Raw genomic sequence first — 26,899 nt, 5'->3', positions numbered from 1 at the left:
TGCAGCTAGGCTTGCCGGAGCGGAACAGGTCCGGGCGAACCGCTCCTAAGGCAAGGACTCAAGCAAGGTGGTCGAAGATGATTCACGTCTTCATGCCGCTCTGGGCCTGCGTCGGACTCATGGTCGGCCTGCTCCTTGTCGCACCAACCTTGCGGCTACTCACTACACCTCCTGCAAGAAGCTCTTCCGTGAGGTGGTCCATTCCTGCGCTGACCGCCCTTGCCTTCGCCCTGCTGGCATGGCGGTTCGGCGCATCACCTGAACTGGTTCCCTACAGCGTGCTCGCTTCCGGCGGGGCCGCGCTTGGCGTCATCGACGTCATGCAACGGCGCTTGCCACACCGCTTCCTGTTGCCGAGCGCCATTGGCTTCACCTCTCTGCTGCTCGGCTCGACCCTGATCAGTACCGAGATGTCGAGCTTGTTTCGCGCATTGGCGGGCATGGCGACTCTCTCCCTGCTCTACCTCGGTCTCGCGCTACTGACGAGTGGAGGGCTTGGGGCGGGTGACGTCAAACTCGGCGGCCTGCTTGGACTTGCACTTGGCTGGCTCGGTTGGACCCCGCTGATCATGGGCACCCTGCTGGGCTGGCTCACTGCAACCTTCGCCTTCCTTCTGTTGCGGACAACAGGCCGTTGGACATGTGATTCGGATATACCACTGGGAACCTTTCTTCTGCTGGGCTCACTTGTGGCCGTGAGCGTTCCGACCTAAGTCGTCCCGTCAGGGGTAGAAGTGACGGTTACAGCCCTTCGCTCGCTCGACCCGATGTGGATCATCGCCCATTCCGCCACTGGGGCCAGTTTTTCGATCAAACATTCTGCGGCCGGGGTGAGGGCGTAGGTTACCGATCGCGGGAAAACCGCCGCCTCCTCGACCCGGAGGATCAGCCCGTCTCGTTGCATGCGTCGCAGTGCGCGCGACAGGATGCTGTCATGCAGTGTCGAGTCACCCCCTCCGCAGGTCTTCTTGTGGTAGCGGTGAACCTCTGCACGGAGTTCGGTCCAGTGCAACGACCTTGCCGTCAGAGCCGCAAGGATCGCCATGTCCCACTTTCTGCCAAGCAGTCGAAACAATCCATCCAGAGCGACAAAAGAAGTCGTTTCGCTGATCATGAGAGCCCCCGCATGCAAAGGTTCATCCCAATAGTCGACATCACGACATCAACCTTCGCCAGCCGCAACCTGGCGCGATGCACAACACGAGCATCCCGATCGACGGCCGGTCCGTTTGGATAGCAGCATTGCGGCGTCAGCGGCTTGGACAAGCCCTTCGATGGCCGTCGTCGCATCGGCGAACGCCAGGCCGATCGACGCCGACAACCGCGTCACCCGAACCGCTGTGCCATCGACAGCGGTTACCGGCACGACCAGTTCCTGGATCTCCCGGGCGATGCGCCGCACGATCCCACGAGCGTCCGCAGCGCCGCACGAGGTGAGCAGGACTACGAACTCATCGCCGCCGTACCTGCCGACCAGATCACCGCGGCGCGTCACCGAACCCAGCAGATCGGCTACCGCTCTGAGCACCACGTCGCCGGCCAGGTGCCCGTACCGGTCGTTGATCGCCTTGAACCGGTCGAGATCGATGAACAACAGCGCGCCTCGCCCACGGCTACCCATCCGCGCGAGCGCGTCGGCGGCGGCATCCTGCCAACTGCGCCAGGTCAACAGCCCGGTGTGATCATCGAACACCCATCGACCGTTCACCGAGGCGCCGCATGCCTGGCACCGCACAGGGGGCGGAACGGCCTCGCCGTACCAGCCGACCGTCAACGCGAGCTGATGCCGCAGGCGGGACAACAGTCCGCGCAGCGTCGCGTCGCGAGTTCTCACACGATGATCATTGGCAGCTACCGCTCGTCGAGACACGCCGATCCCCGATCGCATCAAGGGTCACCCGCAGGCAACCCGATCACTGCAATTCAGGGATCGACCCGATAGCACCAGAGCCAACCCAACCTGCACACGCAGGTTGACACAGGGTAAGCAGACGCGTAGACCAGGTCAAGCGCTTACGGAAAGTAATGATCGCCGGGAGTTACTCGGCGCGACGCCGCTTCATCCTTTGGGGCAGCCCTAGCAGCCAGTCGGTCACCGGCATCACGTTCTGGTAGCTGCCGCCCAAGGCATGCACGACCGTCGACACCACGCGGGCATCCGTGCCGACCAGTACACGAGCACGGCGGCGTTCAACCCCACGCAGGATGATCGCCGCTGCCCGCTCCGGCTCGGTCCGCGCGACTCTCGACTCGAAGTTCCTGGTAGCCGCTTCCCGGTTCTCAGTGGCCGCGAAGAGCCCGTTGCGCACGATCGAAGTGCGGACTCCACCGGGGTAAACGCACGTAACCGAAACTCCATGCCCTGCACGGATCATCTCCTGGCGCAAGGACTCGCTGAAGCCGCGCACGGCGAACTTCGACGAGTTGTACGCGCTGTATCTGGGAGTTGCCATGAGGCCGAATGCACTGGAGAAAGTGACGATGTGACCACTGGGCGAGGCGATGACGTGAGGAAGGAACGCCTTCGTCGTGTGCACCGTGCCGCCCCAGTTGACCGCCATGATCCGTGCGATGTCCGACATCTCCGAGTCGAGCAGAGATCCGCGATGGATGATCCCGGCGACCGTGAACACCATGTCAACCCTGCCGAACTCATCCTTGACCGCGTCGGCATAGCGCAGCACTCTGCCCGAATCGGTCACATCCACCGTCTCGGCCCGCACGTGTCCGTCGACCGATTCGCATCGACGGGCGGTGTCCAGTACGGCAACGCCATCTCGGTCCGACACGGCCACCCGCGCACCGCGTCGTGACAGCTCAATGGCCAGCGCTCGGCCGATCCCCGCGCCCGCGCCGGTAACCACAGCGACTTTGCCGTCGAAGTAACCCATCCCCACCCACACCTTTCAGCGAAACGCTGCCTTGATGAAGAGGTCGCCCTACTTCTCCGGCTCTACCCGCAGACTCACACAACCCGATCGTCATCCGGCATGGTGAGAGTCACCAGAGCGGCTGTGGTGTGCTGGTCGAGCAGCATGAGGGCCGCCGTGACCATCATCTGAACCCATTCGCCGTCCTCGGTGCGAAGCCGCAGCAAGGCGCGTACGTGACCACTTGTAGCCAGGGTGTCGGACATCTGAACAGCAGTGCGAAGGTCACGTCGGTGGATCGCCGGTTTGTGAGGCGTGTCGAGCTTCCAAGCGACCCTCGGAGGCGGATCGTCGAGCCAGCGCAGTAGCCGCATGGTCCGCAGGTCCACGATCGCACGCCACCGGCCGGGCACCGCCTCGGCGGCCACGACCTGCTGAGCCAGGAGCACTGGTGCCGCCGGCGGTGCCGCCATCACGCTCTCGGCCGGACCTATGTCGTGCGTAATGCCCCGCACTACCAGCTCGATGTGCCCCTGGTCGTTCGGTGCCTCGACGCATCGGCAGGCGAAATTCACTGCTCGCCGTACGCCGTCGTCCCGCTTAACGGTCCATGTGGCCTGGTGCTCTGTCCCGGGAGTCGCATTGACGATCAGGGCGAGGGCCTTCGATTCGTCAGAGTTGGTCTGCAGGCGGCCGTAAGCGAACAGCTCCGCCAGGTCGTGTTCGTTCCTCCAGTTCTCCGCTTTTGTTCCGTACAAGCGGAGGAGGTCGTCAGACCTACTGCTGACATGTCTGGTGATATTGACGTGCCATGCACCCGCCGGATCTTGCGGAGGCGGCTCCTCGTGCACACGGCCCATCCACGCGTAAACCCCGTGAATATGACCACCATAGGTCTTCAGGGGGCGTCCGATCAAGCGGCGTTGCCCGACATTCGTCACTGTCTCCGTAGATGTTCCGGTTTCGACCACTCGGGCAATAAGCGTCAGGTAGTCCTTGAGGAACGGACTGCGGTCGAGGATTTTTCGCAGCGGCACCATGCTTCTCGGGCTACGCCCCACGGCGATCACCGTCGGTTCGCGACGGTGTCCCCCGAACGTCTCAATCAACAACCAGTCGGCTGCCATCTTTCCGTCCCGGTCGAAGTAGGCTCTGTTGCGGGAGACTACCGCTGTGGCCGCATCCGCGCTGGACCACCGACGAGGGCACGAGCACGACGCCAATCGTCCCTTCGCGACAGACGCGTCATCGCAGAAGGCGCATTCACCGGCTTGGTCCTGATGCCCGTGGTCGCGGGCCAGGGTGGCCGCCTCACCTACGAGATCGTGGTGGGACTACGAGTGCACCAAGGGGACCGAGGCATGTCGAGTCACTCCGAATAGTCCGTGATGCCGGTTGTGAGGGCGTTGCAGGCGCGGACCAGGCGCTGTGCCATGTCGGGCCGCAGTAGGTTCTTCGCCTCGCCGAGTTCGACGAACCTGAACTCGCTGATCTCCGGATCGCGGACCTCGATGCTCTTCACCCGAGCAGGTGACAACGTCCCGCCGTCGAAGATGAACACGAGTTGGTCGTCCCACGGCCCGTGAGGTCCCACCCAGTCCAGGACCAGGACACGGCCGGCGGTCACGGTGAGGCCGAGTTCTTCGGCCAACTCTCGGACACCTGCGGCACGCGGCGGTTCGTTGCTCTCCACCATGCCGCCGGGTAGGTCCCAGTTGTCCTTGTAGGTGGGGTTCACCAGCAGGATGCGCCCGGCTTCGTCCCGGATTAACAGGTCGACGGCCACGCGCTTGCGGGCCTGCTTGGCGTTGCCCTCTGCGAGGTAGGCGAAGCGCGCCTCGTCGTCGGTCATACCGGCCACGATGCCACCGCGTCGTTGTGCTCCCCGGAGGCGACCGAGAGGCTCGCCAGTGCGGTGAAGAACGAGGAGACCTGCTTCGACTTGGGCGCCAGGCTCATCATGCCGCCGAGGGCGCGAAGTTGGTGGACCACCCTGGCCGAGCTCAACGAGGCGGTCGTGTCGCAGGCTTCGTGGCCGATCGCCGCCGCCTCGTCGACCCGGCCCGCGTGCACCAGGATGCTGGCCAGTGTGAGCTGGGCGAAGGTTCGGCTCCGAACCCGATCTCCCGACCGCAGGCGGATGACCTCCCGAGCCCGGCGCTCGGCTTCGCCGAGTTCCGTCAGTTGCAGGAAGCACAGCGCGGCCTCGCTCGCCAGCGACGCCTCGTCGAACCCCGCGATCCACTGTGCGGGTTGTTCTCCGTCCGCCTGGGCCAGCACGCGTTCGGCGTCCTCCAGCGCGTTGCAGCACCCGGTGCGGTCACCGATGAGGGCGAGACCGCGGGCGCGCATGGTGTGGAGTCGGGCGATGAGCCGCAAGGTGCCGTGGGTCGCTGTGGCGTGACCGAGTCCTTCGGTGGTGATGCGCAAGGCGTCGTGTGGTTGCCGCAGCTCGATGGCCAGATGCGCCATCGAGGCACAGGCGTTCGCGGCCAGCGCCCGATCGTCGCCGGCTACCGCCAGGCGGAAGGCACGATCGAAGTACCTTCGTGCGTTTCGATCTTCTCCGCTGTCATGTGCCATCCATCCGGCGATCTCGGTGATCGACGCGGCGGCGGCGAACAAGCGGGGCACGGGGACGCCGAAGGTCGGCGACACCAGCTGTGGTGCCACCTCGCAGGTCAGGTAATGAACGACCGACGGGTACAGCGCGCCACCACCAACCTTGCGGTCCGCGATCTGCCATTCCTGAGCTGTAGCGAAGATGCTGTTGACGACTTGCGGGCCGTCGAGATCGCTCAGCGCTGCCGTTTTTCCGGGCACGACCGTTGGTGCGGACGCGCGCTGCGGAGCGGTTTCGTCCAGCAACGCGACGAGGCCATCGGGCGTCACCTGCAAGGCCTTGGCCAGGCTGGAGCGCATCCACGGCAGGGGTTTTTGAACGCCACGTTCCCAGCGGGCGACCGTGGATCGGTCGATCCCCATCCGCTGGGCGAGCGTCTCCTGCGTGTACCCGAGCGCTTCGCGACGTTTCGCGAAGCCCTCCCGTCGCACGGCCATACCGCTCCCTTCGCCCCCGGTGGTCCCAGCATCGTCCCGTTGTCGTTTGCGCAGGTCAAGCCTGACACACGCCGACTGGACGCCGAAACCTCAGCCGATCTTCACCGATTAGAGCGGCCGTACCCGCAGGACCTCCTGGTCGCGCGGTTCGACATCGGAGGCGGCTATCACGAGCACCCCTGACGTGTCTTGCATTTTTGCGGTCAACACTCGGAGTATTACGCGGCTTCACCCATTCGGTGCAAGTTGGACCGATCGCGAAATTCGCAGGTCACGGCGCCTGTCGCCCTGTGGACGCCCCATCGTCGCTGCGTTCCCGCTCTGGTTCGTGCCGCGCGGTGGACGTTTAGCTGCGTCGGCGGGTTCGCAGCGATTTCATCAGCGCCGACGCCCGCCCCGCCGGTTAGACCGGCGAAAAACTGAATGCTCGACGCTATGGGAGTAGCAGAAGTTCGGAACAACAGTAAATCGGGACTCGCTGAGCACCGGAGTAGATGATGACACTCTTCCAGCGATTCGCGGAACCCCTGGTTCCGCGACACCCACGAACCAAGCTCGCTGTGCCGCGTTTCCCTGTGCAGCCGGTGTGGGTACGGAGTCGGACCACCGCACGAGGCGGTGGCGCACGATGAACGACCGCGGACCGTGGGCGGTGACGTGCCGCGATGTCGCCGGCCGCCTTCGGAGCCTGACGGTCTTCGTGCGCGGCTCGGAGGTCGTAGTGGTGGCGCCCGCAGGTGAGGCAGCCGCGCTCGACGCCGCTGAGGCCGAGCAGTTCCGCTCCGTCTTCGCCACCGCCACCGAGGTGGCCGCCATGCCCGCGCCAGGCGGATCTGGCCCCTCCAGGGGAACCGGCACGGTGAGCACGATGAGGCAGTCCGACGACGGTGATCCCCCAGCCGTCGCAGCGCGCCCTGCCTCATCGCCATGTCGCGGCGGAACCACGACCCCGATACCTGGTTCCGCCGCGATCCCCGCTCTGCAAGGTGGAGCCGCGTGACCTCCTTGGCTCCTGTCATCACGGCGATGCCCGAGGTCCTCTAATTCACGAACTCGCGCCGACCGCTAACCGGCGCGTTCCGCGCGGCGATGAGTGCCGCGTCCTCGATCACGGTGGGGCCGGGGTTGTCCCTTGAGGCGCCTCGGCTCCGCCGCACCAACCCTCTGCACGGAGGCGCAGTCCCATGACCACGGCAACAGCGACCGACGCCCGGCAGCGTGACACCACACCGAGTGCGCTGTCGCGCTACTACACCGAACTGCTGAGCTGGCCGACGGTGATCGACCCCGATGCCGGTGAGGTCCGGCTGCACCTGGGCGAGCGGATCGACGCACTGGTGATGCGCGCCGGGTTCGGCGGCGAGGTCAACCACGAGCTCGTTCGGGCGATGATGCGCGTGCCGATCATCATCATGCCCGGTGAGAAGGCGGTCGACTGGGTCTTCCTGACCCTGCCGCGGACACCGATGCGTCGGGCAACCGTCGACGACCTCGTGGCCGCCCAAGTCGGGTGGTACAAGGCGGGCAGCACGATCGCGCTACCCGCCTTCGACGCAATCGACGGCGGCCTGCGCTGGTTGCAACGCCCCGAGCCCGCCGTGGAACTCCCCGACTGGGGAACTGTGGTCGGCGCGGTCCGGCGCACCTTCACGCGGACGTGGTGACCGGTCATGACGATCGAGCACCCCGAGCACCGCCACCCCGACCACGCGGTCGTCATCGCCTCCGGCGGCAGAAAATGCCCTGCTCAAGCATGGCGTCGCCTCAAAAACGCCCTGCCACCGCCACACGGCCGCTCTGGTGACCGCAGTAGGCGATGCCGTTCACTGGCTTTGGTTCTGCGGTGGTCAACCCCGACCGGCCACCGCAGACCGCGTACTCGATTCCGACTGCCTGTCAGAGCGAACAGTGAGCTTGGACCGGTGCAAATGCGCGAGGTGACCGTGGTGGAGTTCGACGCGCTGAAGACTGGGCAGCGGCTGTGGACCGATGAGCACCTCGACCACGCCACGATGGTGGAGACCATCGCGGTGCCGTGCCCGACGCGCTGGGCTACTACCGCACCGCCCTGGCCGACCGGGGCGAGAATGCCGGTCCGGCCGTGCTGGCCCGCCTGGAGCGGCTGGTGCGCGATCACAGCGTCTACTGCGGCTCGCTGCTGCGCACCACGCCGGCCTCCGAGATCCTGCTGGGAGAAGACAAGCCGCGTGATGCGGGTGTGGCGTTTCGGCGTTTGGCCGACCGCTGTGGGGCAGGTGCTGTGCGACCTGGGGCTGCCGCACCGCCTGCTGCCCGCCGACGGGCACGACCAAGCGCTGGAGGACGCACTCGGCTTCGTCCTCGACAGGCTCGCCGGCCAGGACGGTGACCACTCATGACGGTGGACACCGGGCATCACCGGGCCGGAAGACGGTCGATGCGCGAACAGGTCGAAGCCCGCAGCGCAGAGCAGGCTGCGGAGCTGGCGGTCGGACGGCGGCGGTTCCTGCCACAGGACGGTGACGTCGCCGCGATGTTGCGACAGGCCGGGGTGTCCTACGCCCGGCAGGGCCGTTACGGACTTGCCTACCGGATGGGCGTGCACGAGTTGGCGGTGTGGCGGGCACGGGCGGACAGCGAGACGCCCCTGCGGGAGGAGACGTTTCGGGGATATCGGGACGCGCTGGACTCGCTGGCACGCATCGATCGCGCGGTGGGCTGTCTGCACGAGGTAGCCGACTGCCTGGACGAACTGCTGGAGTTGCTGATCCGGCACGGGCGGTCGGTGGATGCGCATTCGGCGTGGACGCTGCGCGAGTTGGGCGCGGTGATGCTCGAAGCGGGCCGTCCCGACGCCGCGCTGGACCACCTGTCGCGTGCCGACGCCTGCTACAGGCAGCTGGACAAAGCAACCACAGACCCACGCCGGCACGCGGTGTGTCTGGTGCTGGCTGGCCTGGCCCACCGCAGCCTCGGGCAACACGCCCGAGCGGACAAGAGCTTCAACCGCGCCCTGGCGACATCGCTGGTGAACGCGCCGGAAGTCGCCGCGGCCGTGCGCGTGCTGTCCGATGTCACCCCCGTAGTGGGCGAGCTGCCGGTGGTCGACGGCCTGGTCTTGGCCGAGTTCGGGTTACCCGCGTGGCCGTCACCCGACCTGGTCCCCGCCGGAACCGTCTGACCACCCGTCGCCGCACCTGCGGCATCCGAGCACATCAGGAACGCAGATGGACACCACCGACAACGCCGCCGAGAAGACCACCGGGAACACCTGGGAGCGGTTGACCACCGCCCGCAGCAGGGAGCTGGGCGAGGAACTGCGCCGGATCCGCCGCCACATCGGACTGGCCCTACCCAGGGTGGCCAAAGACCTGGGTTGGTCGGCGGGGAAGCTGAGCAAGTTGGAACTGGGCAGCCGGGGCACCAGTCTGTGGGAGATCGGGATCCTGATCGGCCGCTACGGCGTGGACAAGGCCGTCCGGGACCGCGTGCTGGCCCTGGTCGACCATCGGATCGACATCCACAACTTCCTGCGGCTGCACACCCCCTGCCCGGATGCCCTGACGGTGCTGACCCTCCACGAGGCCAACGCGGCCACGGTCACCGCCTACGAGCCCTTCGCCGTCCCGGCGTTGGGTCAGACCGAGGACTACGCCCGCGCCCTGACCGGCGACCAGGACCAGGTCGGTGCCCGGATGAAGCGGCAGCGGGTGCTGCACGCGCCCACCGGCCCCCGCGTGCTGCTCTACGTGCACGAGGTCGCGCTGCACATGGGCCTGGACGACCCGGTGGTCATGCGCGACCAGGCATTGCACCTGACGCTGATGTGCGGCTGGCCCGGCGTCACCGTGCGCCTGGTCCCCATGACCGCGGGAACGCGCGCCCGGCTGCGGCACCCGGCGACCCTGATGACCTTCCCCGACCCGATCCGCCCGATCGCCTGCGCCGAGACCGACACCGCCACCGTCTTCCACGACGACCCCCAGGTCGTGGCCGACTACCACCTCAAGATGTGGCGATTGGGCGTCTTGGCGCTCGGCCCGGATGAGTCCCACGAGCGGTTGGCCCGCTGGGCCGACCACTACGACCGGGGGAGCCACTGATGCCGCTACGCCCGTTCCGCTGGCTGCCCCACGACGGCCAACGCCACGCCGTGAAAGAGGGCACGGTCGCCTTCGAGGACACCGCCACCCTGTGCGGCGAGGAACTGACCATCCCCGCCGCACACCCCACCAAAACGCAGTGGTGCTGGCCCACCTGCACCACCTGCGACACCGCGTGGCGACAGCACGAAGGCATCCCGCTGTTCCCACGCCAACGCACGACCACACCACACCCGGCCACGCGCGGCAACACCGGAAAACCAGCACACGCCTGAGAAGACATCGACACGGGTGCCCACTCCCGAACGGAACAAGCCCGGACACCGCCGCCCGAGAAACGGGAACACCATGGCCCACACCGTCAAACTCAAGACCACCACCTTCGTCAAGATCACCGAAGTGGCAGGCTTTACGTCCCACTACGCCCTGGCCCGGGCAATGGGCCTCAACCGCTCCACCGTAGCCAGAGTCGTCACCGGCTCACTGCAACCCGGCACCGCCTTCATCGCCGGCGCACTGGTCGCCTTGGCCCCGCTCTCCTTCGACGACCTGTTCGAGGTCGTCACGCAACCCACCGGGAAGGCCCCCGACCTCACCGGCCAGGCCCGAACGAACCGGTAGTCGGCGCACGACGGCATCCGGAGGACCGGCGTTCATCGACCGAGGCGGCCCGTCGTGCCGGGATCCGTTCGAAGCGTCGAGCAGACGGGCAGTGAACCGGCGTCCCGCAGCGTCGACCAGCGGCGACACCGACGACCACATCCCATCCGGCCCCAGGCGCTCAACGCAGGCGGCGAGGAACACCGACGCCCGCGCCAAGTCGTACCTCGACGCCTCGTCGACATCGGCCACCACCCGACGCACCCGGGACGGGGACGACTCCTTCGGTATCGGAACTCGTTCCGGGCACAACCCCTGCACGATCATCACAGCCCTTCCTGTTCGCCACATCATCACGAGGTGTGAGACGGCGTGCAGATCATGCCGACACCCGACCCGGAAGACATCTCCCCAGACCGGTGATTCCCATCGCGACAGTAGACCGTCGGTCCATCGCGAGGATCGCTTACAGCGCGGTATCAGTTGTAGCTGCAGCGACTCGCAGGCGGCGTGACAGGCTGTGCACGCCGACCGGCTCTGGCAGGCAAAGGCCAGTGACTCGCCTGCTTTGCTCGAACTTCACGAACTTGGTTGGCGGCGATGATTAAGACCGGTAACACCAGGGTCTCAGCTAGAGCGCGATCGAGGCGCTCAGGAGGTATTCAAAGGGCGAAACCCCGCCTGAACCTTCCTTTTCACAAGGAAGGGACCACTCGTATGGGTGACACGGTGCGCGAGAAGCCGAGTCGAGCAATTCAGCGCATGCCGAAGTACGCCTTCCACATCGGCTTCTTCTCCACTGACACTCCGGACCGGGCACTGCCCTCTGACTTCGTCATGGACCGCCACCACACCCGCGTCATCGTGTCCTGGCTCACCGACCCGGAAGGCCCCGCCCAACAAGCCACGGAGCGGCGATGACACCTCCCCCTCGCACTGAGCACACCTAACACCGACGACCCGTTCGAGCCAGTGTCAACTCGAACCGGGCACCGGCGGCGACCCCGCCGGTCCAAGGCGAGAAACGTATGGCGCTCGCCCGATGCGGCTATTGGATCAAGACGTTCACTCCACCGGCGTGGCCTCGCCCACCCGGAGTGCTCCAAGTGGGACCGCAGCGAATGTCGCCTCCTAGAACCAGGTAACCCCGGTGAACGTCATCCCGACGAACAGGTTGCAGTCGTGGTAGATGGCGCATCGAACTTGTCGATGTTCAGCTGCCGCTACCCCGCATCACAGCGACCAGGGTTTTCCAAAGAATGAACGCGTCGAGGGCTGGTGACCAGTCCTCGACGTAGCGCAGGTCAAGTTGCATGGCCTCCTCCCACGACAGGTCATCGCGGCCGGAGACGTGCCACATACCGGTCAGGCCCGGCTTGACTGCCAGCAGGCGGTGCATGACCGGGTTATAACCAGCGCTCTCCTCGGGCAGCGGCGGGCGCGGGCCCACCAGCGACATGGCGCCGCCGAGCACGTTGAACAGCTGCGGCAGCTCGTCCAGGGAGTAGCGGCGCAGCGCCCGGCCGACCGCGGTGACCCGCGGGTCCCGCCTCATCTTGAACAGCACACCCGGGCCCTCATTGACCTGCTTCAGTTTGAGACCCAGTGCGTCGGCGTTGGTGACCATGGTGCGGAACTTCAGCATGGTGAACGGCACACCGTTCTTGCCAATCCTTCGCTGTCGGTAGAGCACCGATCCGCGGGTATCGGCCACAACGGCCACGGTTATAGCCAATAGCACCGGAGATAATGTGATCAACAACAAAGCCGCACCGACCTTGTCCACAGTCGCCTTGACCACGCGGCGGAAGCCGGTGAACGACGGCTCCGACACCCATAGCAGCGGCATCCCGAGCACGCCGGTGACGTGCAGGCGCGGACCCGCGAAGTCCATCAGCGCGGGCGCGACGACCATCTCGGTGCCGGTGCCCTCCAGGTCCCAGGCCAGCTGCTGGAGGCGGCGGGGCGTCCAGTAGGCGTCGGGGGTGACCGCGACGATCCGGTAGCCGCCGCGGCGCACCTGCTCGGCCACCTCGTCGAACCGACCCACGACCGGAACACCGTGCAATGTCGCGTTCGTACCAGCGCGGCCGTCGACAGTGCAGACCGCGTCCACGCGCCACCCCAGGTGCGGAGCTCTTCCGGTACGGCGAATCAGGTCGGACACGGTGCCGAGGTTGCCTGCGGCCAGCACCGAGAACAGGCAGCGCCCCTCGCTGCGGGCCCGGTGAAGCGGGCGACGCAGGGCGTAGCGGACCGGGAACGCCAGCAGCGCGACCGCCGGTCCGACCAGGAAGGCCCACGCGCGGGCATCGGGCAGCCCTGCCGCGAGTGCACCCAACCCCAATGCCACGACGGAGCCGAACAGACTGCGGCCCAGGCGGCGGAACTCTTCCGCGCCCTGGCCCAAAACCCTGCTGTCCCATGCACGGTTGAGCCGCAGCGAACCGAGGATCACCGACGCGGTCACCGCCTCCAGGGCAAGCAGAGGCAGCGCTTCGAAGGAGATGTGTCGGGCTTGTAGCACGGCACCCGCCAGCACCACGACCAGGACAGTGCACAGCACATCGGCAGCGATCACGCCGTAGCGGTAGGCGGGTTCCCAGCCACTAACGGTAGGCCGTGTGACCGACCGCGTGGGCGGCACTGGTGGACGGCGCGGTGCGGAGGTGGTGCGTACCTCTGGGTGTGCGGTAGCCACGCGGCCGGCTTTCCCCGCATGCTCACCACCGGCCTCATGGACCGTCATGCGCCCGCGGGCCCGCGCGTGCCGCGCAGAAGCCGACGGCTCGACGCTGTCCGAGGTTCCGGCCGGTATCGGCGACGACATGACCGCTGCCCGCATCCTCAACCGGCCGACCAGACCGCTTGACCCGCCGAAACGTTCGACGTCGTCAACGAACGACTCCGACAGCCGGTGTGCACCTGGGTCGCGGACGTACTCCTCAGCCATTGCGTCTCCCGACATAACTCCACCAGGAACGAGGCGGCGATCCGACATCACCCATGGATGCCGCCAAGTCGCGGATCACTCGCGAGACATCCGCACCGGACAAGTCGGTGGGCGCGTCAACGGCGACCACCCCCACCAGCTTCGCCGTCCGCGAATAGACGGGGAACGCCGAAACCCAGGTTAGTGATTCAGTCCTGAGCAATTCTCCCCAGGTCAGTCCAAAACGCGCTTCTTTGTCCTGCCGCTCCCAACGCTGCCGCCCCATGGCGATGGACACTTTGACGTAGTCCTCCCAGTTGGAGCACACACCCTCGGAACGTTTACACGCCACCCCGACGACCCCTTTGCCCGGCCGCAATGGCGGCTGCCCCGGCATCGGCCCGCTACCCAGCCGCAGTTCATCGATCATTATCAACCTGCGACGCCAGGGCACGCCCCGCAAGCAGTAGGCCGACACGCCGACACTTCGCCAGTCGATACCGGTACCCGCTTCGACCCGCGAGAGGGTTGCACTGAGCAAGGCACGCACATCCTGGTCGTAACTGCGTAACGCGCCGAGGTGACCGAAGTAGGACACGAAGCTGCCGAGTTCGTGCACGGTCGCCAACAAGCACAACCCGACCGCCACGTACAGCACGGGGCGAAGTCCGTGCCAGAACTGCGCCGAAGGAAGGTTGAGCTGCGCCAACGTGACAACGGGCACCGCCGGCGCGATGACGAGAACCCGAATCAGTCGAGCGCCGAGCATCTGCAGATACCTGTTCGATTCATTGCCAACCTATCAACCTTCCGGCGAGTGTTGCTGTTCCATCGCCGTCCCCGGCATCACCGTTACGATCACACTGTTCACCGCCGGTCTTCTGACCAAGCGGTTCGTCGGCACGATCAGACGCGGAACCGGCTGCTTCGAATTCGGTCACCGCATCGCCCACAGCCGCTGCCTGACCGACGACGCCGTTGGATCGCCGCCCTCGCCGTGCTCGTGGCCACCGCAGCCACGGTCACCACCCTCCGACTGGTCAACCGCATGACCCCACCCCCGCCTCCGCACCGCGACCGCTCAACAGCACGTAATCGCAGGTCAAAGGTTATGAAGAACACAGCAGCCGGAGCCTGCTCCGAGGTGAGCGCTTCTGCAACTCCGAAGAGCCGACCTGCGCTCCAGCGAGTCGGCCAGGCCTCCCTTTGGAGCCAACAGCTGGCGCCCGCACACGGTCGTAGAGCCCTTCTCACCGTGGACGGGCCGAGGCCCGACACGAGCTGGCGGCCGAGAGCGAACCCGCATCCCTTCCTCCGACGCTCGAGCTACCGCCACCTCAAGTCACCGACCTGCGAGCACGACGCGTCGAACCGGGTGACGCCGACGACCGGCCAGTCGACCATTCGAACCGCACCGACCATCGCCCTCAGCGGCACGATCGGACGTTCGCAAGCGATCCGACCTCGTCAGTCTCTGATACGCCGTTGGTGATTCGATCGGCGAGTGCGGCAAGCTGTGCTTGTGTCGGCAGCAGTGATCACCGCGAGCGCCAGCGTGCTGGTCGCGGTTCTCGTGTTTGTTCTCAACCAGCGTGCTCAGATCCGGCAAGAGCGGCGTCAGGCTCTGCTGGCCAGGGTGAACAGCCAGCTTCGGGAGTTGTACGGGCCTCTCAACGCACTTGTGGAGGTCAACGAGCGCATCTGGGAGGCCCTGCGCGATTCGGGCCTGCCCGGCAAGGCGGATCGGAGTCCCTCGAGTGTCGACAGCGACTGGCAGCGGTGGAGGAACCAGGCGTTGCGGCCGGCCAACCTTCAGATGCGTGACCTGATCGTGGAGCATGCCGACCTGCTGATCGAGCCTGAGCTTCCGCAGGCACTGCGCGACTTCTGCGCTCACGTGACCTCTCTGGAGATCGTGTTGGCGGCGGAGGCCGACGGCGTGCACGAGCGAGCCCTCATCGGCCACCCTGGCGCTCCCTTCGTGACGTACGTGCGCGAGGCCTTCCTCCACCTCAAGCAGGAGCAGCAGCGTCTGTTGGCTGCGGTGAACCGCCCTCGTGAAGTCCGGGCCAAGAACTCGTAACTCGATGAGAGGTTGTGCAGGCGGCGCCAGCAGATGATGCCGCGGGCCAGGCTGAGGAATGCCTTGTGGATGTCGTCGCGGATCTCCCACCGGACCCGCAGGCGGCGGAACCAGTGCGGCAGTGTGAAGGACTGCTCGACCGTCCATCGGTACATGCTCGGTCCGGAGCCGTGCCCGGCCCCGCGACGGGTGGTCACGAGTCCGATGCCCTTGTCGCGTAACGGCTTGCGGTACTTGTCGTGGTCATACCCCCGGTCGACGTAGAGCGCGTCGGGGCGTCGGCGGGGACGGCCGCGCGCCCCGCATCGGGGTTACCTTTTCGATCAACGACATCAGCTGGACGAGGTCGTTGCGGTTGCCGCCGGTCAACGACACCGCCAACAGGATGCCGTGCGCTTCGGTGACCAGGTGGCGCTTCCGGCACTGCTGACCGGACTCGGACCGCGTTTTGGGCAGCTCCTGCGGGGCCGCACGTGCGAACCGTCGATCACCGCCCGCGACCGGTCCAGCGCGTCCGCGACGTGCAGTTCGGCGAGCAGGTTCTCATGCAACCGCTGCCACACCCCCGGGTCTCGCGCCAGTCCCGCGGCCGCCGCCAGGCGGTCATGCCCGAGTCCCCAGCTTCTACGGCAGGCCCCCCACGGGATCTCGGGGTAGAGCACAAGCAGGATGCCCGGAGCACCTTCGGTCGTCCAGCCACCGCCAGCCCGGGATGGTCACCGGGGCGTTGCATCACCGACAGCAGCGGCTCGATGCTTGCCCACAGCTCGTCGGAGACGATCCCGGGAAGCTGCCGCCCCCTTTCCAAAGCAAGATCAACACGTCGACGACCAGTTGTATTCCAATCTTATTGGACTAGGAGTTCCAAGTAGCACTCACCCTCGAACTCTCCGCCACCCCGTGCAGTACCCTCGACCAATCCGACCTTATTGCGACACATCCCGACAGGCGCACGGCAGGAGGCCAGCGTGAGCACGGACAAAGCCGGAATGCGCCTAGAGGTGGGAAGCTCGGGCAAACCCCTGGTGCGAGTATTCCTCAGTTTTGTCGGTCGGGACGAGGCGCTGGTTTTGCGCTTGTGGGACCTGTTGACCGAGGCGATGGTCATCGACCAGGAGTACGAGTTCCAACTCTGGCGATCAGACGACGCGATCCTTGTCGGCGAGGACTGGGACGTCCGGATCCGCGGCGCGTTGTCGACGGCTGAGGTCGGGATTGTCGCGTTGAGCAACGCCTTCCTGGGCAGCAAGTACATAACCGGCGTCGAACTGCCCGCGCTCGTCGACGTCCCCGGCAAGCATGTGGTTCCGTTGCTGCTTCGGCAGGTCAGCAAGCAGGCGGACTGGCGTGGCTTGAAGAGCAAGCAGATCTACGGCTATGGACGACCGTTCAGCGAGGCGCGCGGGACGTCGGCGCAGGACGCATGGGTAAACCGCCTTGTGGTCGAGGTGCACCGGGTTCTCGCCCGGTACGCGATGCGCGACGACAGGCAGCGGTGATCCCCCCATGCGACGGATACCTCCCGCCACGGCTCGCGCCCGGTTGCTCGGGGTGTCCTTGAGCTCGATCGACCGCGAGGCAATGGGCGTGCTGCTGGACGCGATGGGGACGGCAGACGAGTTGTCCGTGGAACAGGTGCAGCGTCTATTGTTCGCCCAGCGGACCCCGGCGGCCGCGACGAAGGCGTTGGAGCGCTTGGTCAAGCTGGTGAACACCGCCGCAGTAGACGAGAGTGTGGACCTCGAGGTCCAGGTCCACGGCGCGAAGAGATCGGGCGCGCGTGGCCGCACGCTGAGCTTCTGGGCCGAGCGCGTCGACGTGGTCGGCGCACCTCTGCGTGAGCACGAGGCGGTTCGTGACGTACTCATCGAGGACCGGCAGGCGACTGTGCTCGGGCCGAGACGGATCGTGTTGTGCAACGCCACGGCGGACGACGTTACAGCTGGACGCCTGTGGGACCTGCTGTTCGAGGCATTGGGCGGTGAGCAGCACGGAATCGCCGTGTGGCGGTCCGATAAGGACGTGCTGGCCGGTGACGACCGGGAAAAGCAACTGCGCATGGAGGTGGCGGGTAGCGAACTGGTGGTCGCCGCGGTGAGCAACGCCTGGTACGCGCAACCTGCGCTCAACGAGACGCTGCGTGCCTACAGCGGGTCCTCCGGCCCGACGGTGATGCCGGTGCTGCTGCGGCCGACGAGCTCCCGCGCGGGTGCGTTCGAACCCAAAGCTGTCTACCCTGGCACGCCTCAGGGCGTCCCGTTCAATGACCTCAAGAGCCAGTCTGCCCGGGACAAGTGGGTGAATGGCCTTGTCGAGCACATCCACCGCCAGCTCGACCGCGTGAGCGCGAAGCCGCTCGACATGGGCACGAAAGACCGGCGCATGCTCAAGGAGACGTGCGGGGACCAGTTCTTCGACCTGCACGGCCGTCCCGGCGGCATGGATCCGGACACGGCCATCGGCGCGCACGACCAGGAGCGGCGGGTCGAGGACGTCGTGGCGTACCTCATGGATTGGGCACGTGATCCGGACAGTGCGCCGCTCGCCGCGTTGCTGGGCGAGTACGGCACCGGTAAGACGATCACCTGCCAGGAGTTGACCGAACGGCTGCAAACCCCGCCAGCCCCGTTGCGGCCCGAGCCGCTGTACTTCGACCTCCGGCGTCTCGGGAACCTGAGCAACGTGGTGCCGACCCTGCCCGAAATCCTGACCGAGTGCATCAACCGTGGTTGGGCGCCGGGTGACACGCGGCTACCGTCGGGGGAAGAGGTCATCGCACGGGCCAGGACGGTGCCCACCCTGTTCGTCATCGACGGTTTGGACGAGGTCCTGGTCAGGCTCGACGCCGCGCAAGGTATCGCCTTCACCCATGAGTTGCTCAAGCTCCGGCCGATCCGCGGGAAAGGCAAGGGCACGGTTCACGCCCCGTTCGCCGGGGTGCACACCAAGGTTCTGCTGTCCTGCCGGACCCACTACTTCCGGTCGCTGCGGGAACAGTCCAGGCACTTCCTCGAGCACGACCGTGATCTCGCAGCCGCCGAGGACTACGTCGCGCTGATGTTGTTGCCGTTGACCGACGAGCAGATCCGCGGGTACCTGGACAAGGCGCTGCCGGACCAGGACGTCACGCAGGTGATGGACATGCTGGGAGCGGTACACGACCTGTCCGACCTGGCCACGCGCCCCTACACGCTGGCCAAGGTCGCCGCGCAGATCCCGTTCATCGAAGACCGCCTCTCGCAGCAACGCCCGGTGTACGCGGCCACGATCTACCGGCAGGTCTTGCGCGACTGGCTCACACGAGACCTCGGCAAGCACCGTCTGCGCCCCGAGCACAAGCTCACCTTGATGGCTCGACTGGCAGCATGGTCGTGGAAGCGTGGTGACCGGCGGGTCGACAGCGCCGACCTGGACGACTGGCTCGATGAACAACTCGCCACAGACCCCGTGCTCGGCAGACGCTACGGAAGCATCTCACGCGACCAACTCGAGGAGGACCTACGCACCGCCACGTTCGTGGTCCGCAACGACCACAACGGGCCTGACCGCCCCGACTTTCAATTCGCGCACAGCTCCATCCACGAGTACTTCCTCGCCCAGTACCTGTGCGACGCGATACGCGATGACCGCCGTGAGGACTGGTGCCTTCCCATCCCGTCGGCGGAGACGTTGGACTTCCTGGGCCAGTTGATCGCCGACGACGACGATCAAGAGGCGCTCCGGGCCACCCTGAACCGGTGGCGTACGTCGTACTTGGAAGGAGCCAGCGAGCTGTGGCTCCGGTACGCGCTCCACGCCCGCGCACACAACCGCCCGCATCCCACGCTGGTCGGCAGCGATCTCAGCGGTGCCCGGCTACGGGGCTGGCAGTTCATCGGTACGAGGGCCAACCCGCTCGTGTTCACTGCCGCCACGCTGGCCGGAGCAGATCTGCGCGAAACCCGCTGGGACCACGTCAACCTCACCCACACAAGCCTTCAGGCCGCCCGCCTCGAACGAGCCGTACTGCACAAGACCACAATCGTCGATGCAAGCCTGCGCGACGCCGACCTCGCCGGTGCGTTCCTCCGCCACTGCCGCCTGGACAACACAGACCTGACCGGCGCGAACACCAACCAACTCCGTCACGTTCACAGCGGCGACTACCTACCGACCCCGCTGCCGCCCGCCCGGACCCGCCTCCAGGCACTCACCGGACACAGCGGCTCGGTCTGGGGTGTCGCGTTCAGCCCGGACGGAACCCAACTCGCCACCGCCGGCAGCAGCGACGGCACCGCACGGATCTGGAACGCGACCACCGGCGAGACCCTGCACACCCTCACCACACACAGCGGCTCGGTCTGGGGTGTCGCGTTCAGCCCGGACGGAACCCAACTCGCCACCGCCGGCAGCAGCGACGGCACCGCACGGATCTGGAACGCGACCACCGGCGAGACCCTGCACACCCTCACCACACACAGCGGCTCGGTCTGGGGTGTCGCGTTCAGCCCGGACGGAACCCAACTCGCCACCGCCGGCAGCAGCGACGGCACCGCACGGATCTGGAACGCGACCACCGGCGAGACCCTGCACACCCTCACCACACACAGCGGCTCGGTCTGGGGTGTCGCGTTCAGCCCGGACGGAACCCAATTCGCCACCGCCAGCGATGACGGCGCACGGATCTGGAACGCGACCACCGGCGAGACCCTGCACACCCTCACCGGGCACACCGACTCGGTCTGGGGTGTCGCGTTCAGCCCGGACGGAACCCAACTCGCCACCGCCAGCGATGACGGCGCACGGATCTGGAACGCGACCACCGGCGAGACCCTGCACACCCTCACCGGGCACAGCGGCTCGCTCCGGGATGTCGCGTTCAGCCCGGACGGAACCCAACTCGCCACCGCCAGCAGCGACGGCACCGCACGGATCTGGAACGCGACCACCGGCGAGACCCTGCACACCCTCACCGGGCACACCGACTGGGTCAGGGGTGTCGCGTTCAGCCCGGACGGAACCCAACTCGCCACCGCCAGCAGCGACGGCACCGCACGGATCTGGAACGCGACCACCGGCGAGACCCTGCACACCCTCACCACACACATCGGCTGGGTCTGGGGTGTCGCGTTCAGCCCGGACGGAACCCAACTCGCCACCGCCAGCGATGACGGCGCACGGATCTGGAACGCGACCACCGGCGAGACCCTGCACACCCTCACCGGGCACAGCGGCTCGCTCCGGGATGTCGCGTTCAGCCCGGACGGAACCCAACTCGCCACCGCCGGCAGCGACGGCACCGCACGGATCTGGAACGCGACCACCGGCGAGACCCTGCACACCCTCACCACACACAGCGACTCGGTCTGGGATGTCGCGTTCAGCCCGGACGGAACCCAACTCGCCACCGCCAGCGATGACGGCACCGCACGGATCTGGAACGCGACCACCGGCGAGACCCTGCACACCCTCACCGGGCACACCGACTGGGTCAGGGGTGTCGCGTTCAGCCCGGACGGAACCCAACTCGCCACCGCCGGCAGCGACGGCACCGCACGGATCTGGAACGCGACCACCGGCGAGACCCTGCACACCCTCACCACACACAGCGACTCGGTCTGGGATGTCGCGTTCAGCCCGGACGGAACCCAACTCGCCACCGCCAGCGATGACGGCACCGCACGGATCTGGAACGCGACCACCGGCGAGACCCTGCACACCCTCACCGGGCACACCGGCTCGGTCTGGGGTGTCGCGTTCAGCCCGGACGGAACCCAACTCGCCACCGCCGGCAGCGACGGCACCGCACGGATCTGGAACGCGACCACCGGCGAGACCCTGCACACCCTCACCGGGCACACCGACTGGGTCCGGGATGTCGCGTTCAGCCCGGACGGAACCCAACTCGCCACCGCCAGCGATGACGGCACCACACGGATCTGGAACGTGGACGCAAGACAGCCAGAATTGCTGATGGCAGCCTTCACCAAAACCTCAACGGCGTCATGGTCACAGGTCAGGAACACGTTGCTGTCCGCAACCGGTGATGCCTGGCTATTTCTGCGTGCAGCATGCCTCGACAGCCATAACCGCCTAGTGGACCTTCAGCCATACGAACTCTATTACAGCGAGTCAGCTTCAGCCGTGGACTCCTAGGGACCACATGCCGATTCGACTCGGGTTGTAGGAGCGTCAACGATCGGGCGGCATCGGAAAAATTTGCACGCACCGCGTCTGTGCAGAGCTCGAACCAAATATGCTGGCATCGGCAGAGGCGGACGGTCGTCTCCATGCTCGACCAAGGACATGAGCGACGTTCGCGGCTGCGTCATGCTCCGTGTGTGATGGGCGGGATCGGCGAGCTTCCGGTGCTGATTGTGGACGGGGCGCGCTTCACCGACTTGGACGGTTTCGCCCACGAGTTCTCACGACTGCTGTGCCACTACACGTGGCGGGGAAACCTGGACGCCTTCAACGACCTGCTCCGAGGAGGCTTCGGCACGCCCGAGAACGGGTGGGTGCTGAGGTGGCTCAACTCCGAGACGTCCAGGGCCGCGCTCGGTCACGAGGCGACATTCCGCCGCCTGCAAGGGCTGCCCGCCTCCTGTCACCCGTCGCACCGTTCCGACATCCGAGCGCGGATCGCCGTCGCTCGGCGTGGCGAGGGACCGACGCTGTTCGACGAGATCGTCGACATCATCTGCGACCACGGCCCCGATGGCGAAGAGTCCGAAGACGGCGTGCTGTTGGAACTACTCTGACCGATGGACCCTCGCTGATGCCACACGACACCCTCTGCTGACGTCGTTGCGATGAAATTCCCAACGGCCCGAGGAGCGCGCGGGAGCAGGCAGTGGGAGCAAAAAGGGAGCCGTCGGACGCGTCCAACGGCACTGAACCACGTCCAACGGCTCCCAACAGTCCCGTTTCACCTGGGGCGATTCTATTTCCGCAGATAGAAGTTTTGACCAGGCTTCATTCACACCGAAGAGGTCACTGGTTCGATCCCAGTATCGCCCACAGTGTGTTTCACCAGGTCACGGGCCTGCGGACAGATCATCGTCCGCAGGCCCGTGGTCGTTCGCGGGAGCACGGTGGGAGCAGAACTCCTTGGGGAACCGTCACATTTGCGGTCGGTTCGGTTGTCTTCGGTGGTGGAACTGCTGGTCGTGCACTCGCTCCTGTGATCGAGTTCCCGAGTGTCGCTGTGACCACAAACCGAATGTTCGCCGCCGCGTGGAGGCCGGGACCACGGCGGGACGAGGCGAGCCATCCGCAGCTACACCGTCGGCGGCAGGTACCGGGTGCCGAGCCGTGCTCCGCGCAGCGAGTTGACCGACCCGGGTTCGAGTTCGTAGTTGATCGGGTCGGTCATGAACCGCCGCACCGCGTCCGCCTGGGCGCCGACGAACCGCCCGTTGCTGTTCCACCACGTCACCGCGTCGATGACGTGCCCCATCACGCACGCCGACAGCGGGTACGAGGTGTACTGGCCGGCCGGCAGGGGATCGCCGTTCGCGTCGCGGCCGTAGCGCACGACGCCGTTGACCAGCTTGCCCTCGCGCGTCATGCGGGCCTTGACCAGCTCGCCGATCGGGCCGTTCTTCGACGGTGTCGGGCCCATGAAGTAGTTGCGCGGGTTCTGGGTGTACTCCTGCCAGAAGTCTTTGACGGGGCCGGGTGTGACCCACTCGGTGCTGCCGGCGACTCGTCCGCCCTGCCTGGGCTGCCACGGGCTGTCCTCCCGCAGCCTGGGCCGCAGGACCACGTACCCGACCTTCGGCAGCGCCGGGGTCGTGGTGTCGAAGCCGGTGACCTGGGCGACGCGGTTCTCGCGGGTCAGCTTCACCAGCTTGTTCGGCTGCACCCACGACGGGAACGAGCCCGGGGTGGTTGCCGCCGTGGCCGGGAACGCCACCGGCACCAGCGGAACCATCAAGGTTGCCAACTCCCGCATCGCCGTGTTGAGGCGGTCGACGTCCGCGGGCTGCCTCCCGGCCGCGCCGGCCTGCTCCACGGTCGTCTTCAGCGCGGCGACCTGGCGCTGTTTCGCCTCCGCCGCCTGCAGCGCCCCGAGCAGGTTGGGGTGCGAGGTCCGGATCACCGGAGCCACGTTCCGCAGGACGGTGTCCACGGGTGTCGGGGTGGACGCGACCGTCAGGGTGGCGCCCCGGCCGCGTCCCCGCCAGAACAGCGAGTGCGACGCGCCGTCCGACCCGGTGAAGCTCTTGCGGAGGGTGAACCAGTCCACGACGCGCCGCGCCGCCGCCTGCCCGGCCTGCCGCAGGCCGCCTCCGACGCGGCGTGCCGCCCCCACGACCCAGCCGACCACCCGGTCCACCGCGCGGTCCACCAGGGAGCGGACGCGGTTGACCACGGTGCGGACCGGCGTCGCCACGTCGCCCAGACCGAGCAGGCGGGCGAGGAAACCGAGGACCACGGGCACCGCACGGCCCAGGGCCTGTTCGACGGCGTTGCGGGCGGCGTCGAGACTGCCCGCCGCGATCACCGCGAGGGAGCCGAACACGGACTCCGCCAGCGCGCCGAGCTGCTGAGCGCGTTCGATGAAGAACCGGATCGTGTTGTAGACGGCGATGATCGCCTGGATCACCGCGCCCGCCGGGTTGAACAGGGAGACCAGCCGCGTGATCGCCGCGCCCACCACCGAGTTCGCCACCCAGTCCCGAATGCCGCCGATGACGGTGTCCACCAGGCCGGAGGCCATGTCGGTCAACCGGTGCGCCACGGCCGCGATGCCGCCGACGACCATCGTGCGCACCCAGTCGACGGCCGTCTCCACCGCACGGACGGTCGGCTCGCCGAGCGTCCGCACGAGGCGTCCGCGCAGCCAGTCCCACGTCAGGCCGAGCAGGTTCAGCACCAGCGACAGGATGCCCGCGAAGTCGAACCGGGCGGGCAGCGCGACGGCGCCGCGCAGCGCTCCCGTGAGCCAGCCGAACAGGCCGGTGCGCAGGTGGCCGAGGATGTTGCCCGCGAACTGCCCGAGCCCGCCGCGCACGGCCGCGACCAGGTTGCCCGCGAACGCGACGGGGTCGCGGACGATCGTGCCGATCACGTCGCCGGCACGGCGCACGACGCCCATGACCTGAGCGCCGACACCGCCCGCCGACGTGAGCACGCCTTCGAAGACGAACTCCATCAGCTTGCTCGCGGCGCCTCCCGCGAACGTGCGGAGCCGCTGGATCGGCTCGGCGAGGACCCCGGACAGCCGCGCCCAGGCGGCGCCCGGGTTGAGCAGGTCCGTCACGCCCAACGCGTCCCACGCCCGGCTGAACAGCCCGCGCACCCACTCCCACGTCAGTCCCAGCCGCGCCACCTCACCGGACAGCCACTCCGCCGCCCGCGCAACCGCGCCGGACCGCTGGAGGTTCTGCCACAGCGCCGCGCCGCCCGGGACCAGACCGACCAGCGCGCCGACGACCGCCGTGGCGTCCCGGGCGACGGGCTGCCGCGTGATGACGTCGCGGCCGAGCGCGAGGCAGAGCACGCCGTAACCGGGCATCCGCCGCGCCCACTCCCCGATGGTGCTCAACACCCGGTTCCGGGCGTTCCCGGCGAGGCCCGCGACGCTGTCTGGCAGTCCCCGCTGCACGGGCAGCAACGCGGGCTCGGCGACGGACGGCCCGCACCCCGGTCCCCCCGCGCCGACTCGGTCGCCGGCACCGCGCGGCGAGCCACCCGCACCTGCCGAGCCGCCGGTGCCGGGCGGTGGTCCGCCCGGTGCGATGTCCGGCGTGGTGGGCGCGTCCGACGGCGCAGGCCCATCGGTCTCCGCAGGGGCGGTCTCGACGGTCGGCGGCTCGGTCTTCGGCCGAGCGGGCGCCAGCGCCCCGGACAGCGCGCGGTTCCCGGCGAGGCGTTGCACGGCCAGCGCCTCGGCCGCGGTGAGCCGACGCGGTTGGGCGCGGACGGTCGCGGGCGGCCCGTCCGGCCGTAGTGCGGGCTCCGGGTCGGCGGCACGTCCCACCCGCGTGCCCTCGGACCGGTGTTCGACACCCCGGTCCGGCTCGGTCATCAGCGCCGTCCTTCGCAACACGGCGGGCACGTCGCCGCCAGTGTCGGCGGCTGCCGCGGCACCCGTCACCAGCCGCAGGGGCGGTCGAGCGGACCGACCGGCACGCCCTCGCGGTTCACCGTCCGATGGTCACCAGGCCACCACCGTCCGACTCCCCCACCACCGGGCAGGGCAAGCCTCGCCGACGGGTGGCCCTTGTCGTCGTACCACCGGTCGCGCCGGCGGATGCAGGTCCGCGTGCCCAGATGCGGGTTGTCGAACGGTGTCGCTGACCGACACCACGGCGTCGAACCCGCCGCGATCGTTGTGCACGTGGGCCGGTTGACCGTCCTGGAGGCAGCGGGCCGGGGCCGCCGCCGGTCCGGTCCCCCGCCCGCAGGCCCGTCCGATCCGCGAGCACACCCCGACCGGACAACACCACGACACCCCGCACGACAGGCAGGCCGCGATACACCCGTGCCGGTGAGCGCCGTGTCCTTCGCCCGTCTGCGGCGACAGCACGACCACCTGTAGTACCGGACGGCCTGGGCCCGGAAGTCGGGAACGTCAGTCGGACGGGTCGCAGCACGTCCGGTTCCAGTGGGCGAGGTTGCGGCGGGTGGTAGGTGTGTCGGGGGTGGTCGGGGCCGAGGACCCGCGAGCAGTCCGCTTACCGGGAGATGGAGATGTTGAACTTCGCGGTTCCCAGGGCCCTGGCGGTCGCGAAGAACAACGGGGCAGCGTGCTCGGTGGCCAGGGCGGTGTGGATGCCGCCCAGGTCCAGAACGCTGCTTTCGGGCCATCCCAGGTCATCGAGCAAGCCCGTGACCACGGTCTTGGCTGCGCTGTCGTCGCCGCTGACGAAAACGGTCGCCTGGGGCAGTGACGCCAGTGGGTCGACCATGACGGTGAAGTTCATCGTGTTGAGCGTCTTCACGACACGGGCCCGCGGGAAACGCGCCTGCACCCGCTGGGCCACGCTGTCGCCGGGGTAGGCCATCGTCATCCGCGGGGTGAAGGCGGCCGAGGGGTCGAGCACGATTCTCTCGGCCAGCACGTCGTCCCCGATGTCCTCCAAGGCACCGACCACGGCCGTGCCCGGGATGGCGGTGACGACCACGTCGCTGGACGCGACGGCCTCGCGCGGGCTGAGCGTTCCCACTTCACCTGCGCGCGTCCGTGATCCGTAGACGACGTGGTGACCGGTGGACGCCAGTCCTGCCCCCAGTGCCGAGCCGACCTTGCCCGTGCCGAGGATCGCGATTTTCATGGGTTCTT

The 26,899-nt window shown here is 67.4% G+C and carries 22 protein-coding genes and 1 pseudogene; 12 read left to right on the top strand and 11 right to left on the bottom strand.

The features are described 5' to 3' along the window. Positions 1–77 precede the first annotated feature (77 nt). Positions 78–713 carry a prepilin peptidase gene (locus EKG83_RS14285; RefSeq protein ID WP_033435441.1) on the top strand — a complete coding sequence of 212 codons (636 nt, stop codon included), beginning with the start codon at positions 78–80 and terminating at the stop codon, positions 711–713. Here EKG83_RS14285 and EKG83_RS14280 read toward each other — a convergent pair. The 6 genes from EKG83_RS14280 to EKG83_RS14255 form a co-directional block, all read right to left on the bottom strand. After that, positions 710–1,114: a winged helix-turn-helix transcriptional regulator gene (locus tag EKG83_RS14280; protein ID WP_084717143.1), complete on the bottom strand. Its 405-nt coding sequence runs from the start codon at positions 1,112–1,114 to the stop codon at positions 710–712. The two genes, EKG83_RS14285 and EKG83_RS14280, sit on opposite strands and share 4 nt — an antisense overlap. A gap of 48 nt (positions 1,115–1,162) precedes the next feature. Further along, positions 1,163–1,834 carry a GGDEF domain-containing protein gene (locus tag EKG83_RS14275; RefSeq protein WP_051766967.1) on the bottom strand — a complete coding sequence of 224 codons (672 nt, stop codon included), beginning with the start codon at positions 1,832–1,834 and terminating at the stop codon, positions 1,163–1,165. Positions 1,835–2,039: 205 nt separating this feature from the next. Further along, positions 2,040–2,891: an SDR family NAD(P)-dependent oxidoreductase gene (locus EKG83_RS14270; protein ID WP_033435463.1), complete on the bottom strand. Its 852-nt coding sequence runs from the start codon at positions 2,889–2,891 to the stop codon at positions 2,040–2,042. A gap of 74 nt (positions 2,892–2,965) precedes the next feature. Then, the gene (locus EKG83_RS14265; RefSeq protein WP_033435440.1) at positions 2,966–3,997 is read right to left on the bottom strand and encodes a GAF domain-containing protein; all 1,032 of its coding nucleotides are present in this window, start codon (positions 3,995–3,997) and stop codon (positions 2,966–2,968) included. A 242-nt stretch (positions 3,998–4,239) separates the two neighbouring features. Continuing rightward, positions 4,240–4,722: an NUDIX domain-containing protein gene (locus tag EKG83_RS14260; RefSeq protein WP_033435462.1), complete on the bottom strand. Its 483-nt coding sequence runs from the start codon at positions 4,720–4,722 to the stop codon at positions 4,240–4,242. Beyond that, the gene (locus EKG83_RS14255) at positions 4,719–5,930 is read right to left on the bottom strand and encodes a helix-turn-helix domain-containing protein (protein ID WP_051766965.1); all 1,212 of its coding nucleotides are present in this window, start codon (positions 5,928–5,930) and stop codon (positions 4,719–4,721) included. Before EKG83_RS14255 ends, EKG83_RS14260 begins: the two co-directional genes overlap by 4 nt. A 1,184-nt stretch (positions 5,931–7,114) precedes the next feature. On the opposite strand from EKG83_RS14255, the gene EKG83_RS14250 reads away from it, so the two are divergent. The 7 genes from EKG83_RS14250 to EKG83_RS14225 all read left to right on the top strand — a co-directional run bounded on the left by EKG83_RS14250 (position 7,115) and on the right by EKG83_RS14225 (position 11,533). Beyond that, on the top strand, positions 7,115–7,594 hold the full coding sequence (locus EKG83_RS14250) for a hypothetical protein (protein ID WP_051766964.1): 480 nt from the start codon (positions 7,115–7,117) through the stop codon (positions 7,592–7,594). A gap of 582 nt (positions 7,595–8,176) precedes the next feature. After that, on the top strand, positions 8,177–8,308 hold the full coding sequence (locus EKG83_RS49010; protein WP_265590333.1) for a hypothetical protein: 132 nt from the start codon (positions 8,177–8,179) through the stop codon (positions 8,306–8,308). Next, complete coding sequence (locus EKG83_RS14245; protein WP_153278082.1) at positions 8,305–9,090, top strand: tetratricopeptide repeat protein; 786 nt, start codon at positions 8,305–8,307, stop codon at positions 9,088–9,090. The genes EKG83_RS49010 and EKG83_RS14245 overlap by 4 nt, the downstream gene beginning before the upstream one ends. Before the next feature lie 46 nt (positions 9,091–9,136). Then, positions 9,137–10,012 (top strand): helix-turn-helix domain-containing protein, encoded by an 876-nt coding sequence (locus EKG83_RS14240; RefSeq protein ID WP_033435437.1) that lies wholly within the window; start codon positions 9,137–9,139, stop codon positions 10,010–10,012. Beyond that, positions 10,012–10,287 (top strand): zinc finger protein, encoded by a 276-nt coding sequence (locus EKG83_RS14235; RefSeq protein WP_153278081.1) that lies wholly within the window; start codon positions 10,012–10,014, stop codon positions 10,285–10,287. Before EKG83_RS14240 ends, EKG83_RS14235 begins: the two co-directional genes overlap by 1 nt. 73 nt (positions 10,288–10,360) lie before the next feature. After that, on the top strand, positions 10,361–10,633 hold the full coding sequence (locus tag EKG83_RS14230; RefSeq protein WP_033435893.1) for a helix-turn-helix domain-containing protein: 273 nt from the start codon (positions 10,361–10,363) through the stop codon (positions 10,631–10,633). Between the two features lie 696 nt (positions 10,634–11,329). Further along, positions 11,330–11,533: a hypothetical protein gene (locus EKG83_RS14225; RefSeq protein ID WP_033435894.1), complete on the top strand. Its 204-nt coding sequence runs from the start codon at positions 11,330–11,332 to the stop codon at positions 11,531–11,533. 292 nt (positions 11,534–11,825) lie between these two features. On the opposite strand, the gene EKG83_RS14220 is transcribed toward EKG83_RS14225, so the two are convergent. Further along, positions 11,826–13,361, bottom strand: coding sequence for a sugar transferase (locus EKG83_RS14220; protein WP_153278902.1), 1,536 nt, complete (start codon positions 13,359–13,361; stop codon positions 11,826–11,828). Positions 13,362–13,557: 196 nt separating this feature from the next. Continuing rightward, positions 13,558–14,313 carry a hypothetical protein gene (locus EKG83_RS14215; RefSeq protein ID WP_033435895.1) on the bottom strand — a complete coding sequence of 252 codons (756 nt, stop codon included), beginning with the start codon at positions 14,311–14,313 and terminating at the stop codon, positions 13,558–13,560. A 753-nt stretch (positions 14,314–15,066) separates the two neighbouring features. On the opposite strand from EKG83_RS14215, the gene EKG83_RS14210 reads away from it, so the two are divergent. Next, entirely contained in the window at positions 15,067–15,627 is a 561-nt protein-coding gene (locus EKG83_RS14210) for a hypothetical protein (RefSeq protein ID WP_228122611.1), read from the top strand. An 8-nt stretch (positions 15,628–15,635) separates the two neighbouring features. Here the strand turns inward: EKG83_RS14210 and EKG83_RS46865 are convergent. After that, positions 15,636–16,360 (bottom strand): annotated as a pseudogene (locus tag EKG83_RS46865) (IS5 family transposase); the annotation flags it as partial. Positions 16,361–16,595: 235 nt separating this feature from the next. Here EKG83_RS46865 and EKG83_RS14205 point away from each other — a divergent pair. The 3 genes from EKG83_RS14205 to EKG83_RS14195 all read left to right on the top strand — a co-directional run bounded on the left by EKG83_RS14205 (position 16,596) and on the right by EKG83_RS14195 (position 22,367). After that, positions 16,596–17,126, top strand: coding sequence for a toll/interleukin-1 receptor domain-containing protein (locus tag EKG83_RS14205; RefSeq protein ID WP_153278079.1), 531 nt, complete (start codon positions 16,596–16,598; stop codon positions 17,124–17,126). Between the two features lie 7 nt (positions 17,127–17,133). Then, positions 17,134–21,762 (top strand): WD40 domain-containing protein, encoded by a 4,629-nt coding sequence (locus tag EKG83_RS14200; protein ID WP_153278078.1) that lies wholly within the window; start codon positions 17,134–17,136, stop codon positions 21,760–21,762. A 188-nt stretch (positions 21,763–21,950) separates the two neighbouring features. After that, a complete protein-coding gene (locus tag EKG83_RS14195) occupies positions 21,951–22,367 on the top strand; it encodes a barstar family protein (protein WP_033435899.1) in 417 nt (138 codons plus the stop codon). Between the two features lie 518 nt (positions 22,368–22,885). On the opposite strand, the gene EKG83_RS46860 is transcribed toward EKG83_RS14195, so the two are convergent. Both EKG83_RS46860 and EKG83_RS14185 read right to left on the bottom strand, forming a co-directional pair. Then, positions 22,886–25,642 carry a phage tail protein gene (locus EKG83_RS46860; protein ID WP_051767072.1) on the bottom strand — a complete coding sequence of 919 codons (2,757 nt, stop codon included), beginning with the start codon at positions 25,640–25,642 and terminating at the stop codon, positions 22,886–22,888. 649 nt (positions 25,643–26,291) lie between these two features. After that, positions 26,292–26,891, bottom strand: a complete 600-nt coding sequence (locus tag EKG83_RS14185) for an NADPH-dependent F420 reductase (protein WP_033435900.1) — start codon at positions 26,889–26,891, stop codon at positions 26,292–26,294. Positions 26,892–26,899 lie beyond the last annotated feature (8 nt).

Origin of the sequence: Saccharothrix syringae, assembly GCF_009498035.1 — a bacterium.
Taxonomy (GTDB): Bacteria; Actinomycetota; Actinomycetes; order Mycobacteriales; family Pseudonocardiaceae; genus Actinosynnema; species Actinosynnema syringae.
The sequence above is the reverse complement of the archived record's forward strand: the minus strand, read 5'-3'. Positions and strand labels throughout refer to the sequence as shown.

Bases quoted from the DNA above. Each gene is read 5' to 3' on its own strand.
- EKG83_RS14280 (WP_084717143.1), bottom strand. From the start codon at position 1,114: ATGATCAGCGAAACGACTTCTTTTGTCGCTCTGGATGGATTGTTTCGA.
- EKG83_RS14260 (WP_033435462.1), bottom strand. From the start codon at position 4,722: ATGACCGACGACGAGGCGCGCTTCGCCTACCTCGCAGAGGGCAACGCC.
- EKG83_RS14270 (WP_033435463.1), bottom strand. From the start codon at position 2,891: ATGGGTTACTTCGACGGCAAAGTCGCTGTGGTTACCGGCGCGGGCGCG.
- EKG83_RS14285 (WP_033435441.1), top strand. From the start codon at position 78: ATGATTCACGTCTTCATGCCGCTCTGGGCCTGCGTCGGACTCATGGTC.
- EKG83_RS14240 (WP_033435437.1), top strand. From the start codon at position 9,137: ATGGACACCACCGACAACGCCGCCGAGAAGACCACCGGGAACACCTGG.
- EKG83_RS14265 (WP_033435440.1), bottom strand. From the start codon at position 3,997: ATGGCAGCCGACTGGTTGTTGATTGAGACGTTCGGGGGACACCGTCGC.
- EKG83_RS14200 (WP_153278078.1), top strand. From the start codon at position 17,134: ATGCGACGGATACCTCCCGCCACGGCTCGCGCCCGGTTGCTCGGGGTG.
- EKG83_RS14195 (WP_033435899.1), top strand. From the start codon at position 21,951: ATGGGCGGGATCGGCGAGCTTCCGGTGCTGATTGTGGACGGGGCGCGC.
- EKG83_RS14225 (WP_033435894.1), top strand. From the start codon at position 11,330: ATGGGTGACACGGTGCGCGAGAAGCCGAGTCGAGCAATTCAGCGCATG.
- EKG83_RS14255 (WP_051766965.1), bottom strand. From the start codon at position 5,930: ATGGCCGTGCGACGGGAGGGCTTCGCGAAACGTCGCGAAGCGCTCGGG.
- EKG83_RS14220 (WP_153278902.1), bottom strand. From the start codon at position 13,361: ATGACGGTCCATGAGGCCGGTGGTGAGCATGCGGGGAAAGCCGGCCGC.
- EKG83_RS46860 (WP_051767072.1), bottom strand. From the start codon at position 25,642: ATGACCGAGCCGGACCGGGGTGTCGAACACCGGTCCGAGGGCACGCGG.
- EKG83_RS14230 (WP_033435893.1), top strand. From the start codon at position 10,361: ATGGCCCACACCGTCAAACTCAAGACCACCACCTTCGTCAAGATCACC.
- EKG83_RS14250 (WP_051766964.1), top strand. From the start codon at position 7,115: ATGACCACGGCAACAGCGACCGACGCCCGGCAGCGTGACACCACACCG.
- EKG83_RS14245 (WP_153278082.1), top strand. From the start codon at position 8,305: ATGACGGTGGACACCGGGCATCACCGGGCCGGAAGACGGTCGATGCGC.
- EKG83_RS14215 (WP_033435895.1), bottom strand. From the start codon at position 14,313: ATGCTCGGCGCTCGACTGATTCGGGTTCTCGTCATCGCGCCGGCGGTG.
- EKG83_RS14185 (WP_033435900.1), bottom strand. From the start codon at position 26,891: ATGAAAATCGCGATCCTCGGCACGGGCAAGGTCGGCTCGGCACTGGGG.
- EKG83_RS14235 (WP_153278081.1), top strand. From the start codon at position 10,012: ATGCCGCTACGCCCGTTCCGCTGGCTGCCCCACGACGGCCAACGCCAC.